Annotated in this window: 10 protein-coding genes; 3 read left to right on the plus strand and 7 right to left on the minus strand. The window is 70.3% G+C overall.

Going from position 1 to position 14,381, the window contains the following annotated elements; all coding sequences use genetic code 11:
* The first annotated feature begins 95 nt into the window (after positions 1-95).
* On the plus strand, positions 96-1,325 hold the full coding sequence (locus tag OG758_RS43570; RefSeq protein WP_326714951.1) for a MalY/PatB family protein: 1,230 nt from the start codon (positions 96-98) through the stop codon (positions 1,323-1,325).
* 86 nt (positions 1,326-1,411) lie between these two features.
* On the opposite strand, the gene OG758_RS43575 is transcribed toward OG758_RS43570, so the two are convergent.
* On the minus strand, positions 1,412-3,568 hold the full coding sequence (locus tag OG758_RS43575; protein ID WP_326714952.1) for a glycoside hydrolase family 3 N-terminal domain-containing protein: 2,157 nt from the start codon (positions 3,566-3,568) through the stop codon (positions 1,412-1,414).
* 106 nt (positions 3,569-3,674) lie between these two features.
* Between OG758_RS43575 and OG758_RS43580 the strand changes: the two genes are divergently transcribed.
* Positions 3,675-4,526: an endonuclease/exonuclease/phosphatase family protein gene (locus OG758_RS43580; protein ID WP_326714953.1), complete on the plus strand. Its 852-nt coding sequence runs from the start codon at positions 3,675-3,677 to the stop codon at positions 4,524-4,526.
* Positions 4,523-6,106 (plus strand): alpha-amylase family glycosyl hydrolase, encoded by a 1,584-nt coding sequence (locus OG758_RS43585; protein ID WP_326714954.1) that lies wholly within the window; start codon positions 4,523-4,525, stop codon positions 6,104-6,106. The genes OG758_RS43580 and OG758_RS43585 overlap by 4 nt, the downstream gene beginning before the upstream one ends.
* Positions 6,107-6,184: 78 nt before the next feature.
* Here OG758_RS43585 and OG758_RS43590 read toward each other — a convergent pair whose 3' ends face one another.
* The 6 genes from OG758_RS43590 to OG758_RS43615 form a co-directional block, all read right to left on the minus strand.
* Positions 6,185-8,740 (minus strand): beta-galactosidase, encoded by a 2,556-nt coding sequence (locus OG758_RS43590; RefSeq protein WP_326714955.1) that lies wholly within the window; start codon positions 8,738-8,740, stop codon positions 6,185-6,187.
* Positions 8,737-10,194 (minus strand): sulfatase family protein, encoded by a 1,458-nt coding sequence (locus OG758_RS43595; RefSeq protein WP_326714956.1) that lies wholly within the window; start codon positions 10,192-10,194, stop codon positions 8,737-8,739. The genes OG758_RS43590 and OG758_RS43595 overlap by 4 nt, the downstream gene beginning before the upstream one ends.
* On the minus strand, positions 10,191-11,579 hold the full coding sequence (locus OG758_RS43600; protein WP_326714957.1) for a glucoamylase family protein: 1,389 nt from the start codon (positions 11,577-11,579) through the stop codon (positions 10,191-10,193). Before OG758_RS43600 ends, OG758_RS43595 begins: the two co-directional genes overlap by 4 nt.
* A 27-nt stretch (positions 11,580-11,606) precedes the next feature.
* Positions 11,607-12,404, minus strand: coding sequence for a hypothetical protein (locus tag OG758_RS43605; protein WP_326714958.1), 798 nt, complete (start codon positions 12,402-12,404; stop codon positions 11,607-11,609).
* 102 nt (positions 12,405-12,506) lie between these two features.
* Positions 12,507-13,394, minus strand: coding sequence for a carbohydrate ABC transporter permease (locus OG758_RS43610; RefSeq protein ID WP_326714959.1), 888 nt, complete (start codon positions 13,392-13,394; stop codon positions 12,507-12,509).
* Positions 13,394-14,377, minus strand: coding sequence for a carbohydrate ABC transporter permease (locus OG758_RS43615; RefSeq protein WP_326714960.1), 984 nt, complete (start codon positions 14,375-14,377; stop codon positions 13,394-13,396). The genes OG758_RS43610 and OG758_RS43615 overlap by 1 nt, the downstream gene beginning before the upstream one ends.
* Positions 14,378-14,381: the final 4 nt, after the last annotated feature.

Raw genomic sequence — 14,381 nt, forward strand, 5'->3', positions numbered from 1 at the left:
GCGGGAGAGGCCTTGTCAGCCGAAGTCCAGCGAGGCAATGCGTGACCATCGCGCCGTCATCGACCCGACCTCGGGTCGTGGCTAGCATCACGACCATGCCATCCGACATGGATCCGTCGATCACGAACCCGCTCGAACAGTTGACGATCGACCAGCTGCGGGCCCGGACCAGCATGAAGTGGACGACCTTTCCGGCCGACGTCCTGCCCCTGTGGGTGGCCGAGATGGACGTGCCGCTCGCCGAGCCGGTCGCGGCCAGGCTGCACGAGGCCATCGATGCCGGCGACACCGGCTACCCCAGCGGCCGTGCGTACGCCCGTGCCCTCCAGTCGTTCGCCGCGGACCGCTGGGGATGGGGGGGCTTCGAGGTCGAGCGGACCGCCATCGTCCCCGACGTGATGATGGGCATCGTCGAGGCGCTGCGGCTGATCACGTCTTCGGGCGATGCCGTCGTGGTGTGCCCGCCCGTCTACCCGCCGTTCTACGCCTTCGTCACCCACGCCGACAGGAAGGTGATCGAAGCACCGCTCGGACCCGACGGCCGACTCGACATGGAGACGCTCAGGGCGGCGTTCGCCTCGGCCCAACACGTCGCGGCACGAACCGTCCTGCTGCTGGCCAATCCCCACAACCCCACCGGAACGGTGCACACCAGGGCCGAACTCGCCGCGGTCGCCTCTCTGGCCAGGTCTTTCGGAGTGCGAGTCGTCTCGGACGAGATCCACGCACCCTTGGTCCTGCCCGGTGCGGAGTTCGTCCCCTACCTGACCATCCCCGGCGCCGAGGACGCGTTCGCCCTGCACTCCGCGTCGAAGGCCTGGAACCTCGCCGGTCTGAAGGCGGCCCTGCTGGTAGCCGGACCGAACGCCGTCGACGACCTGAACCGACTTCCGGAGGAGGTCAGCCACGGACCCAGCCACGTCGGCATCCTCGCCCACACCGCCGCCTTCGAGGACGGACGGCCCTGGCTGGACGCGCTGCTGCGTGGCCTCGACACCAACCGGTCGCTCCTCGCCGACCTCGTGGCCGAGCAACTTCCCGGGTTCGCGCTGATGTGGCCGGAGGCGACGTATCTCGCCTGGCTCGACTGCCGCACCCTCCGCCTCCATACGACGTCCCCGACGGCTGCCGTTCCGGTCGTCAGCGACATCGCCGGCCCCGCCCAGCTGTTCCTCGACCAGGCGCGGGTCGCGTTGAGCTCGGGGCACGCGTTCGGCAGCGGCGGCGCCGGGTTCGTACGGATCAACTACGCCACCTCATCGGCGATCCTCCGCGAGGCGGTGGACCGCATGGCCGCAGCGGTGTCCGGCCTCGAAGCCACCTGACCAGCCGAGAAAAGCACCACATGCCCAGGTCCGTGACCGACTGGGGGAAGTCGGCCACGGCGCCGGCCGGAAGACCGTACTGTCCGTCAGAGAATGCGCACCGTGCCGCGGGCCCGCGCCGTCGAGCTCGTCCCCGCGTAGATGTCGACGCGGCCGCGCTCCACGACGTACGTCCCTGCCGGGTCGTTCGTCCAGAAGCCGAGGTCCTCGGCGCCGAGCCGGAAGCGGACCGTGGTGCTCTCGCCCGGCTCCAGCGTCACCCGCTCGAAGCCGCGCAGCCGGCGCACCGGCTGGGCGATGCTCGCCGCGACGTCGTGGATGTAGAGCTGGACCACCTCGTCGCCGACGCGGTCGCCGGTGTTGGTGACCGTCACCGTGACCTCGAGCGTCTCGCCCGCCGCCAGCTCGTCGCGGGTGATCTCCTCGCGCCGCAGCTCCGGGGCGCCGGTGGTGAACGTCGTGTAGCTCAGGCCGTGCCCGAACGGGAGCTGCGGGGTCTCGTCCAGGTCCAGGTACTTCGAGACGAACTTCGGGTCGGCTCCGGGGACGTGGGCGGGACGGCCGGTGTTCTCGTGGTTGTAGTACACCGGGATCTGGCCCACCGCCCGCGGGAAGGTCACGGGCAGCTTGCCGCCGGGGTTGACCGTGCCGAACAGCACGTCCGCCACGGCGTGCCCCGCCTCGATGCCCGGGTGCCACGCCTCGAGGACCGCGGGCGCGGCGTCCAGCCAGCCTCCGATCGTCAGGGGCCTGCCGTTCAGGAGCACCACGGCGTACGGCTTGCCGGTGGCGGCGACGGCGGCGATCAGCTCCTCCTGTCCGCGGGGCAGTGCGATGTCGCTGCGCACGGCCGCCTCGCCGCTGAGCGCGGGGGGTTCGCCGACCACGACGACGGTGACCTCGGCCTCCTGCGCCGCGGCGACCGCGGCCGCGACGTCGTCACCGGCGTGGGTGACGCGGGCGCCGGACGCCGCCGTGCGGACGGCGTCCAGGATGCTCACGGACGGGAGCTGGAAGCCGCCGGGGCCGGCCCAAGTGCCGTGCAGGTCCGTGGAGTTCGCGAGCGGGCCGACCACCGCGATCGAGGGTGTGGTGCGCTCCAGGGGGAGTACACCGTCGTCGTTCTTGATCAGCACCATCGACCGTGCGCCCGCGGCTCGTGCCGTCTCCCGTGCGGCCGGCGTCGGACCGGTGATCTCGGCGGCCTCGTCGGTGTACGGCTGGTCGAACAGGCCGAGGGCGAACTTGAGGCGCAGGATGCGTGTGACCGCGTCGTCGAGGCGGGACTCGCCGATCAGGCCGTCGGTCACGAGCCGCTCGCCGTGCTCGGTCACGTTGGTGGAGACCATCTCCATGTCGAGCCCGGCGTTGAAGGCGAGGCGAGCCGCGTCGGCACCGTCCTCGGCGAAGCCGTGCGCGACGAGTTCCTCGACACCCGTGTAGTCGCTGACGACGAACCCGTCGAAGCCCCACTCCTCCTTGAGGATCGTGTTCATCGTGTGCGGATTGCCGTGCGCCGGTACGCCCGCCACCGTGTTGAACGCCGCCATCACCGTGGCCACGCCCGCGTCCACGGCGGCCTTGAAGGGCGGCAGGTAGTGGTTGCGCAGCCGCTGCTCGGAGACATCGACCGTGTTGTAGTCGCGGCCGCCCTCCGCCCCGCCGTAGGCGACGAAGTGCTTGGCGCACGCCGCGATGCGCTCCCCGTCCGTCAACTCGCCGCCGTCGTCCGCGCCTTGGTAGCCGCGGATCTTGGCCACCGCGAAGGCGGCGTTGACGTACGGATCCTCGCCACAGCCCTCCGCGATGCGGCCCCAGCGCGGCTCGTGGGTGACGTCCATCATCGGCGAGAACGTCCAGCGCACACCGTTCGAGCGGGTCTCCGCCGCGGACACCTCGGCGTCCCGGCGGGCCACCTCCGGGTCGAAGGACGCCGCCTGGGCCAGCGGGATCGGGAACGTGGTCCAGAAGCCGTGGATGACGTCCAGGCCGAACAGCAGCGGGATGCCGAGCCGGGACTCCTCGACGGCCATCCGCTGCAGCGCGTTGGTGTGCGCCGCGCCATGGATGTTGAGCACCGAGCCGAGCAGACCGGCGCGCGCCGCCGCCTCGATGTGCGCGGTCTGGCCACCGCCGGGCCCCGTGTCACCGGTCCAGGTCAGCTGCTGCAGCTGACCCAGCTTCTCGACGGTCGTCATCTGGTCGAGAAGCACCTTGACCTGGTCCTCATACCTTCGAAGCATGCGAGCCCCTCACCGCTCTATTGCCGCATCGCCCACGCGAAGTTAACGTGTGCGCCAGTCATGTAAGCGCATTCAGGAAGCGCGTACAAGTGGGTGGAGGTTTCTGATGGCCGACCTCGGGACTCCGACGGCCGGGGACGGACTGCGCGTCATGAGTTTCAACCTGCAGGTCCACTGGGACAACCCGCCCCACACCTGGCCCGAGCGCAGACAGACGGTCGCCGACCTGCTGCGCCGCGCACGTCCCCACCTCATCGGCACCCAGGAGGGCCTGCGGCACCAAGTGCACGATGTCGAAGCCGCCTTGGGCGAGTACGGTGGCGACTACGGCTGGATCGGCGAGGGCCGGGAGGGCGGTGACGACGGCGAGTTCATGGCCATCTTCTACGACCGTCGGCGCCTGGCCCCCCTGACACACGGTCACTTCTGGCTCTCCGGCACACCGGACATCCCGGCCTCCAACACCTGGGGCGGCGGCTGCCCCCGCATGGTCACCTACGTCCACTTCCGCGACCTGGCCACGGGCGGAGAGCTGTACGCCGCCAACACCCACTTCGACCATGCGAGCGCCCACGCACGAGAACGGTCCGCAGCCCTGCTCGCCGAGCGGCTGAGCGCTCTCGCGCCGGCCCTCCCGACCATCGTCACCGGCGACTTCAACACCCCGGCGGGACCGAACAGTCCGCCGTACACCCGCCTGCTCGCCGACGCGGGTCTCATGGACGCCTGGGACGCGGCCGAGGAACGCGGCCCGGACCTGGGCACCTTCCACGACTACCGCCCCCCGGTCCCCGACGGCGAGCGCATCGACTGGATTCTCGTCTCACACGGCGTCCGGGTCCGCTCGGCACACGCCAACACCTTCGCGCCCGGCGGCCGCTTCCCCAGCGACCACCTGCCGATCGAGGCTGTTCTGCACACCGCACCCCGACCGTCCTCGGAGGACCCCACCCCATGACCTCTCGCCGCCCCGCCACCGAATGGCTCGCCGACGCCGTCCTCTACCAGATCTACCCGCAGTCCTTCGCCGACTCCGACGGCGACGGCATCGGCGACTTCGCCGGTGCCGAGGCCAAGCTGGACCACCTGGCCCGGCTCGGCGTGAACACCGTCTGGTTCAACCCGTGCTTCGCCTCCCCGTTCCGGGACGCGGGCTACGACGTCAGCGACTACCTCACCGTCGCCCCGCGCTACGGCACCAACGACGACCTGGTCAAGTTCGTCGACGCCGCCCGGAGCCGCGGCATCCGCGTCCTGCTCGACCTGGTCGCAGGCCACACCTCCGACGAACACGCCTGGTTCAAGGCATCGGCGGACGACCCCGCCGACCAGCGCTACATCTGGGCCGACACCGACGCGCCGCCGCCCGGCTTCGTCGCCTCGCCCGGCACCCGCCCCGGCTTCTACCAGCCCAACTTCTTCGAGTCGCAGCCCGCCCTCAACTTCGGCCACGCCCGCAACGATCCGGACGAGCCCTGGCGCCTGCCCGTCGACGCCGAAGGACCCCGCGCCAACCGCCGAGCCCTGCGCGACATCATGGACCACTGGCTCTCCCTCGGCCTCTCCGGCTTCCGCGTCGACATGGCCGCATCACTGGTCAAGGACGACCCGGGCCACGTCGAGACCGCCAAACTGTGGCGGGAGCTGCGCGGCTGGCTCGACAACAGCCACCCGCACGCGGCACTCCTGTCCGAGTGGGGCGACCCGGCGGTCTCCGTCCCGGCCGGCTTCCACGCCGACTTCTTCCTCCAGTTCGGCTCCCAGAACGACGGCTTGTACCTGCGCTCCCTGTGGAACAACTTCGCCGGCACGGTCAGCGACCCCTGGACGCCGCAGACCCCGTACTTCGACGCGTCGGGCGAAGGCTCCGCGCGTCCCTTCCTCGACGGCTGGAGCGCGGCCCGCGACGCCATCGGCGACGCCGGCTTCATCGCCCTGCCCACCGCCAACCACGACTTCTCCCGCCTGGCCTGCGGGCCGCGCACCGCCGAGCAGCTGCCCGCCGCCTTCGCGTTCCAGCTCACCTGGCCCACGCTGCCCGCGATCTACTACGGCGACGAGATCGGCATGCGCTACGTCCCCGGCCTGCCCGACCACGAGGGCAGCCGCCTCGGCCCCCGCTACAACCGGGCCGGCTCACGCACCCCCATGCAATGGGACGACACGCCCAACGCGGGCTTCTCCACCGCCCCGGCCGACCGGCTCTACCTGCCCCTCGACCCCGACGCGAACCGGCCCACCGTCGCCGCCCAGCAGGCCGACCCCGACTCCCTGCTGAACCTGGTCCGCCGCCTCATCGCGCTGCGCCGCGCCACCCCGGACCTCGGCCCGGCGGGCAGCACCGAGGTCCTGCACGACGGCTACCCGCTGGCCTACGTCCGCGGCGGCCGCTACCTCGTCGTCGTCAACCCGAGCGGCGAACACGCGGACGCAGCCGCACCGAAGGACACCGCCACCCCGGTGGTGGCCTCCGGGGTCACGGTGAGCGGGGGCAGGATCAGCGCCGACGGCTTCGGCTACGGCATCTTCGAGCTGTAACCCGGTCTTCGAGCTGTAACCCACAGCGGAGGGGCCGCACTGCCGTCCGGCCGTGCGGCCCCTCGTGCGTGACGGGCGTCAGCCCTTGCGGACCGTGAACTCTCCGCGGCGCACACGCAGGATCGTGCGCCCGCCCTCGTACGAGGACTTGGCGCCGTCGCACTGTGCCCGGCCGTCGACGGCCACGACCGCCTCGTCGCCGAGTGAGCGGAAGGTGACCCTGCCGTCCGCGATGCCGGTGATCTCGGCGGTCGCGTACGCGATGTGGAGCCCGCCCGCCGCCAGGCCCAGCGGCAGCATCGCCGCGCTCGCCCCCGCCAGGTGCAGTCGCTCACCGCCGAACAGCGCCTTGCCCTTCTCGGCGACCGTGCACGACTCGGCGTAGCCGGAGGTGACGTTGAAGGCGTGCAGCAGGCGGCCGCCGTGCTCGTCCTTGGTGGTGAGCATGAACACGCCCGCGTCGGTGGCGCTGTGGGTGATGGCGGGCGCCGCGCCCAGGACCTTGAAGGCGCTGAGCCAGAAGTCGAGGTCGCAGCGGTACGCCGTGGTGATCACGACCGCCCGCCCCTTGCCGACGGGAATGTCGAAGCCGCAGCCGTCGCCCGTGGACACCTCGCGCAGCACTGTCTCGCCCCGGCTCGCCGAGCACAACTGGGCCTTGGGAACGCGGATCTCGGCCCGCGGCGCCGCCCACCCGTGCGCGGTCGCGGACAGCCAGAACTGGTCCGCGTCCGTGAGGGTCTTGCCGGGCGTGAGGCCCAGAGCGTCCCGCAGCACCGTGCAGGACGCGCCCGTCATGTCCTTGCCCGGCACCTGACCCGACAACAGCAGCCGTCCGCCCGCCCGCAGGTACCGCACGAGACGCTCCTGCACCGCGCGTGCCAGGTACTGCCCCGTGGCCAGCGCGAGGACCGGCTGCTTGGCCGGATCCAGGTCCCGGGCCTGCAGATCGACGCTCCGGTACCGGAAGCCGCCGAGCAGCATGGCCCGCGAGAGGGCGCCACGCGGGCCGAAGCCGCGGGTTCCCGTGACGTCGTCGACCACGGCCTGGACGGCGTCACTGTCCGGCGGCCGGTACTCGGTGAGGTAGTGGTCGGGCACGAAGCCGAGCACCACGTCGTCGTACTCCGCCCTCATCGGCGCCAGAGCCGCGGCAAGTCCGTGGACGGCGTGCGCCGTCTCCTTGGTGGGGGCGAAGCTGACGCCGGGCCTGCCCTCGGGGTCGACGGGCGCGGCGAAGCCATGGCGTTCGCCGGTGATGCCGATGCGGTCGTTGCCGTCGCCGACCGGCTTGTCGAGCTTCGGGTTGAAGCCGCCCGCGAACAGGTAATAGTTGATCACCTTCGCGCCCTGGGCGACACAGAGCCGCGTCTTGAGCCCGACCGCCCCACGCCCTGTCTCATTGCTCAGGTCGTCCCCGTAGTCGGCGTGCCCGGCGTCGAACTCCAGGGCCGTCAACGGCTGATCACTGTCATTGACTGCGTCCATGAACGCATTGACCAGATACAGGTCCGTCACGTTGCCGAGGGTCAGATCGCCGAGGTAGAAGTCCGCGCCGGAGATCATCCCTGGCTTGCCCGCGTAGGACTCCATCAGCTGGCTGACGCCGATCGGGAAGTTCTCCGCGCTGCCGCCGCCTGTGCCGTGGATGTTGATCAGGAACGGGATGCCGCGGACCCCGCCCGCCTCCGCGTACGAGCGCAGCCGTCCCGCGTATTCGGCGATGGCGCCGCGCATGTACGTCCCCAGGTCGTGCATGAGGGCGGCTGCGTAGCCGTCCTTCGGGGATCGGATCGCGGCGTCACGCTCTGCGGCGCTGTCACCGGCGAAGGGATAGCGCTCGGCCAGACCCTTCCCGTACGTCGTGTCCAGCCAGGCGTTGAAGTCCCGCAGGCAACGGTCGGTCAGGATGGGCCCGTTGCTGACCCATGGCAGCATGCCGATCTCGTTGTCGAGCTGGCAGGCGATCACGCCGGGCCTGCCCTTACGGTGGAGGCGCTCGGCGATGACCGGCATCACCGAGTCGTACCAGCGCCTGGCCTCCTTGAGGTACGCGGGCGCGAGGTAGTCGACGGCGGCTGTGGTGGCCTTGTCGCCGTTCCAGCCCGTCGGCACGATCTCCGGGTGGTCCGTGCGCACCCGCTGCGGGACGCCCTCGCCCTTGAGCTCGGCCATGGTGAACGGGCCGGGCCTGGCGATGACGTGGAGGCCGTTCTCCCGGCACAGGTCGAGGAACGCGCCCAGGTCCCGCTCGGGCCTCGTCCGGCCGGTGACGTCGATCGTGCCGTCCGCCGTCTCGTGCCACATCCAAGGGATGTATGTGGCGATGGCGTTGAGCCCGGCTTCCTTCGCCCTGTCGAGCCGCGACTGCCAGTCGGCACGCTTGAGCCGGAAGTAGTGGATCTCACCGGCGAGGACCACGGCCGGTTCGCCGTCGATGAGGATCTGCTTGTCGCGGTACGTGACCGATGCCGGGGAGCTGTCGCCCGACGACGAGGCTTTACCGGCCGCCGCCGCGGTGTTCAGCGACCCGGAGGCCGCCGCCAGGGCGACCCCCGCGCCCAGGCCGCCGAGGACGGTTCTGCGCCGAGGAGCGGAGGCGGTGGTGGTGGCCGGCTCGGACTGCTGCGTCATCGCGGCTCCTCGGTGCTCACGTGCTCCGGTGTGTCCAGGTAGTGCAGTTGCAGCGCGGTGAGCCGAGCCGTGAGGTCCTCGACGACCTGTGCGTACTCGGGGTCGTCGTACCGGTTGTGCAACTCGTCCGGGTCCCGCTCCAGATCGAACAGCTCCCACTGCGGCGCACGGGTCTGCGGCGACGCCCCGACCTGCCCCGAACCGTGGCCCGGGTAATGGATCAGCTTGTGCGTCCGCGTACGGATCCCGTAATTGGCCTGCACGCCATGGCACACGTCCAGATGCTCGAAGTAGCGGTAATAGACCGCGTCACGCCAGTCGTCCGGCCGCTCGCCCCGCAGCAGCGGCAGCAGACTCCTGCCCTGCATCCGCTCGTGCGCGGGCAGGTCGGCCAGGTCGAGGATCGTCTGCGCGTAGTCGACGTTCGCCACCAGCTCGTCGCACGACGACCCCGGTTCCACCACCCCCGGCCAGCGAACGACCAACGGGATGCGCAGCGACGGCTCATACATGAACCGCTTGTCGAACCAGCCGTGTTCACCCAGATAGAAACCGTGGTCGGAGGTGTACGCGACCACGGTCTCGTCGGTCAGCCCGCCGACATCGAGATAATGCAGGACACGGCCCACGTTCTCGTCGAGCCCCGCGATCACCCGCAGGTACTCCTTGATGTAGCGCTGATAGCGCCACTCCCGCTCCTCCCGCTCCGAAAGCCCCCCAGGCACCGGCATCTTGAGGTCCGACGGCAGCAGATCCGACATCCGCATTCGCGCCTCGGCTGCCGCGCCCGCCCGGTTCGCGTAGTCGTCGTGGAGCGTGGCCGGGGCCGGAATCTCCTCGTGCTCGTACAGGTGACGATGGCGCTCGGCCGGCTCGAAGGCGCGGTGCGGCGCCTTGTGCTGGATGAGCAGAGCGAACGGTTGGTCCGGATCCCGCCGGTCCAGCCAGTTCAGGGCCAGGTCGGTGATGATGTCGGTGACGTAGCCGCTGTACCGGTGCTCACCGTCGGCGGTCAGGAACGTGGGGTCGTGGTACTGCCCGTGCTCCGGCAGGATCTCCCAGTGGTCGAAGCCGCACGGGTCACTGACGCCGCCGTGCCCCAGATGCCACTTGCCGACGATCGCCGTCTGATAGCCCGCCGCCTGCAACATCTGGGGGAACGACGGCTGACGCGCGTCGAACTTCTGCTCCGGCTGCTCCAGCGTCGTCATGCCGTGCACATGGCTGTACGCGCCGGTGAGGAGCGTCGCACGGGCGGGCGAGCAGATCGAGTTCGTACAAAAGGCGTTGTCGAACCGCATGCCTTCGGCCGCGAGCCGGTCCACCGCCGGGGTGCGGTTGATGACACTGCCGTACGCGCCGATGGCGGGGACGGCATGGTCATCGGTCATCATCAGGATGATGTTGGGTCGCCGGGCCGGGCGGCGGCCCTGTCCGTGTATCGGATCCGTCATATCCCGAAGTTCTCCTTCGCCAGCAGCGGCCGCACGCGCCGCGTGAAACCTCCGCTGCGGAACGGGCCTTGCAGCAGCCCCGGCTTGAGCACTTGGGCGAGCGCCGCCGCGATCATGCCCTGGTCCAGCGCGAGCATGTGGTCGCTGACCCGGCCCGTGTTCACGTCGACCGAGTCACGGAAACCCAGTCCGTCCTCGTACGCCCCGAAGTCCCGGGCGATGCGCCGAAGGTTGGTGACCGCCTCGTCGCGTGCGAACGGCATCGCGAGGAAGGAAGCGTGCGGAGTGACCACGCCCCCGGAGGTGTAGCCGTCGACCGCCATGCCGAGGGCGTCCACGCCGTACGTCGCGTAGCCGCCTGCGGGAATGTCGGCAGGGGAGAAGCCCCAGTAGCCGTACGCCTCCTCGACCATGCCGTGCTCGATCTGACTGCGTACGTAGCGTTGGTGGTTGAGCCCCCACGCGCCCGGCGACCACGCTGCCTCCGGCACGAACAGCGGCACCATCAGCGCCTCGAACATCGATCCGCCCCAGGAGGGGACGATCTTGCGGCCCCGGTACGTGTAGTGACCGCGCCACAGCCGCACACCGTCGACCGTGACCCACTCGCCCTCAGGTTGCTGGTCCTGCTCGGCGCCGGGCTCCAGCGTGCGGAAGGTGTGCCAGTAGTGCTCGCCGGGCAGCGAGCCGTCGGCGATACCGAGGTAACTGGCCATGCGTGGCTCGGTGTTGAGCGCGCCGTACCAGTGCGGGGTGAAGGACTCGGTGGCCGTGGAGTAACCGCCGTGCAGCTGGCCGGGGTTGGCGGCCGGATCCGCGGCGTCGTAAGGCGTGTAGTAGAACGACCAGTCGGCGTCCGCGAGCAGCCGCGCCACGCGCGGGCGCAGCTCCGCGTCGGCGTCGGCGGCGATCCGCAGGCCTGTGACCAGCCAGGCGTTGTCGACGGACGACAGGAACGGGTCGACCGGGTCGCCGCTGCCCGGCCACGTCGTGAGGGTCTCGCCGGTGTAGGCGTCGTACCAGTTGAACCAGAAGCCGTGGGCGCGCTCCAGCCGCTCGACGGCGGTGACGGTGCGGGCGAGGCGGCGGTGCATCGTCGTGGCGTCGATGACCCCGAGCCCGCCGGCCGCGACTGTCGCCCACAGCCCGCAGCCGATGTTGGTCGGCGAGGTGTTGACGGACGGCGTGAGCGTGCTCGCGGTGACGTCCATGGTGTCCGCGGCCAGTCCGAAGTCCGTGGTCAAGGCCTCGATGGAGCGATACGTGTCGCGGAACCAGCGGCGCAGCAAGGCGTCGGTGTCGGCGCCGGCGGCCGTGCCGGTGGCGCCGAGAGCGAGGGCGGTGGAGGCACCCGCAGCGGTGGCGAGGAAGGTGCGTCGTTTCATCCGGTCTCTCCTGTGAGGGGGGCGTGGTCAGACACGGGACAGGTGGAGCGAGCGCAGGCCCGGCAGCGGGACGTCGAGTGACAGGGACGCGGTGCCGTCCGGTGTCGTCGTCAGCGTCGGGAGTGGCTCGTGGGGCAGGGGGTTGCTGAAGGGGCCACGAGCCGTGAGCAGGGTGTCGCCAAGTGCGCCGCAGGGCGTCTCGGCGTCGGTGGGAACGGTGTCCGAGCAGTGCAGTGAGGCTGCGTACGAGGCGTCCGGGGCGAGGCCGGTCACCCGTACAACCGCCGTGCGGTCGAGTGCCGGCGATCCGGACGGCGTACCGGTGCGGTCGGTGGCCGTGTTCCACACCACGACGTGCACGTGCGAGCCGTCGTCCGTGTGCCTGGCCACGGCGCGGACCAGGGCCTGGGCGCCGTCGCCGGTGACCTGCGGGGGTTCGGTGCGGGTGGCGTCGACCGTGACGGTCACGGTCGCGAGGGCGATACCTCGCGCCTTGACGCACCCGGGGACGGGCGTCGGGGTCAGCGCGCCGGGGCTGTCGTCGGTCCGGGCCGCGACCTTGTACCAGTAACCCCGACCGGGTTCGGCCCGGGTGTCGGCGTACGGAGGGTGGGGGAGTGGCCGACCGGTCAGGGGGCTGTAGGGGCCGTCCGCGAACGGCGAGCGGTGCACCACGTAATCACGGGCGCCCGGCACGAGCTCCCAGGTCAGGAGCACATGGCCGGTGCCGTCCTCGGCGCGCAGTCCGGCGGGGGGTGGCAGGGTGGTGTCCTGTGCCGGGTGCGAGGGGTGGGGGGTGCGCCGCGTGGCGATCCTCGGTGACATGGTGGTCCGCCTCTCGAATGGATGCGCATACATTCTTGGCGTACGGATTCACCGGTCCCTGCCCCCCATGGCGCGGGGGCGGGAACCGGCCGGTGAGACGGGCTACTTCAGCCCGGCGGTGGCGATGCCCTGGGTGAAGAAGCGCTGGAGAAGGACGAAGACGAGCAGCACCGGCAGTACCACGAGGAACGCCCCCGCCATCAGGACGCCGTTGGAACCGTCCGCCTGGGTCGGGTCCGTGGCGAAGGTGGCGAGTGCGACCGGGAGTGTGTACTTGCCCGGGTCGTTGGTGGCGACCAGCGGCCACAGGAAGTTGTTCCAGGAGCCGAGGAACACGAAGATCGACAGCGTCGCGAGGGCCGGCTTGACCAGCGGCAGCACGATCCGCCAGAAGATGTACCACTCGCGGGCGCCGTCCATCCGCGCCGCCTCGAGCAGCTCGTCCGGGATGGCCTGGATGAACTGCCGCATGAGGAAGACACCGAAGGCCCCGGCCGCGAACGGCAGGATCAGTGCGGCGTAGCTGTCGATCAGCCCCATCGCGCTCATCATCACGAACATGGGCAGCAGCATGAGGTTGCCGGGCACCATCAGCGCGCCGAGAACGATGCCGAAGATCGGCCGCTTCCCGGCGAAGTTCAGCTTCGCCAGGGCGTAGCCGAGCATCGAGCAGAACAGCAGATTGCAGACGGTCACGAACACGGCCACGAGCAGGGAGTTGAAGAGCGCCTGCCCCACGTCCATGCGGTCGAGCAGTTCCCGGAAGTTGTCCAGTGTCCACTCGGACGGCCACCACACCGGCGGGCTCGCGCCCAGCTCCCGCTGCGTCTTGAACGACGACAGTGCCATCCACAGGAACGGCGCGACCGTCACGATCAGCCCGAGGGTGAGCAGGACGTAGACGAGTGTCCGACGGGCCCGGGCGGCCGGGTCCCGCCGCGCCTTGCCCGCCGGGGCCGCGAGCGGGGCCCGGGTCTCAGTCGTGCTCATCAGGTCTTGTCCTTCAGGAGGCGGAGCTGGAGCGTGGTGATCGCGAGGACGATCACGAACAGGACGTACGCCATGGCGCTGGCGTAGCCCATGTGGAAGAAGTCGAAGCCCTCGCGGTACATGTGCAGCGAGATCGTCAGGGTGCTGTCGTTCGGGCCGCCGTCGGTCATCACGAACGGCTCCTCGAAGACGTTGAGGAAGCCGATCGTGGTCATGACGGCGACGTAGAGCATGGTGGGCCGCAGCAGCGGCACCGTGATCCTGCGGAACTCCTGGAAGATCCCCGCGCCGTCGATCCGTGCCGCCTCCCGAACCTCCGTCGGAATGGCCTGCAGACCGGCGAGGAAGAGGACCATCGCCGAGCCCATGTTGCGCCAGACGGCCATCATGATCAGTGAGGGCATCGCGAGTGTCTCGGAGCCGAGGAAGTCCGGTGTCTGGATTCCGAGTTGGTGGCCGAGGCCCGCGATCAGGCCCTCGCTGGGGTCGAGGACGAAGCGCCAGATGACGGCGACGGCCACGATGGCGGTGACGACCGGCGCGTAGAAGCCGACCCGGAAGAAGGTGCGCAGCCGGTCGATGCCCGAGTTGAGCAGCACGGCGGCCGCCAGGCCGCTGCCGATGGTGAGCGGCACACCGAGGACCACGAAGTACCCGGTGTTGAAGAGCGCCTTGATGAACTTGTCGTCCTGGAACAGCTTCGTGTAGTTGTCCAGGCCCACGAACTGCGCCGACAGCGGATCGGTGACGTTGCGCAGACCGAAGTCGGTGAAGCTCATCAACAGCGTGGCCACGATCGGGAAGGCCATGAAGGTGAGGAACAGGACCAGGAACGGCGTGGAGAACAGCCAGCCGGCGAGATGGTGGCGGGACAGCCGGTCCCGACGGCGCCGGTCGGGCCCGGCGCCGTCTTCCTGGGCCTTCGGCACCACTGCGTCCTGCCCGGCACCAGGCGTACCGGCCTGTGCGGTGGTGGTGCTCATGGGG

It is taken from the genome of Streptomyces sp. NBC_01474 (genome assembly GCF_035918215.1).
Classification (GTDB): domain Bacteria; phylum Actinomycetota; class Actinomycetes; order Streptomycetales; family Streptomycetaceae; genus Streptomyces; species Streptomyces aureus.